The sequence below is a fragment of the Mesorhizobium sp. M1D.F.Ca.ET.231.01.1.1 genome, from assembly GCF_003999155.2.
Taxonomy (GTDB): Bacteria; Pseudomonadota; Alphaproteobacteria; order Rhizobiales; family Rhizobiaceae; genus Mesorhizobium.
The window spans coordinates 1-290 of the sequence record NZ_RZOZ02000251.1; the positions used below are offsets into that span (position 1 = coordinate 1).

Annotated in this window: 1 protein-coding gene and 1 pseudogene; both read right to left on the reverse strand. The window is 67.2% G+C overall.

Going from position 1 to position 290, the window contains the following annotated elements:
• Positions 1 to 210, reverse strand: a 210-nt coding sequence (locus tag EN874_RS33165) for an ATP-binding cassette domain-containing protein (RefSeq protein WP_127428872.1), incomplete at its 3' end; no start/stop codon positions are given.
• Positions 207 to 290: pseudogene (locus EN874_RS34190) on the reverse strand (ABC transporter permease); the annotation flags it as partial. The gene EN874_RS33165 and the pseudogene EN874_RS34190, both read right to left, overlap by 4 nt.

Below are 290 nucleotides of genomic sequence, written 5' to 3' on the forward strand. Positions count from 1 at the left end.
GCCATCGAGCAGCACGCGGCCGGCGCTCGGCGCCTCCAGCCCGGCGACGACCCTGAGCAAGGTCGACTTTCCGCAGCCGGAGGGCCCGAGGATGGTGATGAAATCATTGGCCGCGACCGCGAGGTCGACGGGCTGCAGAGCCTGCACCGGCTGGCCGCCCCTCACCCCGGCAAAGGTCCGCGAAACGCCCTCGATGACAAGCTTGCTCACGCCAGGCTCCATGGATAGAGCCAGCGGTTGAGCGCCTTGAAGGCGAAGTCGGACAAAAGCCCGATCAGCCCGATCACGAT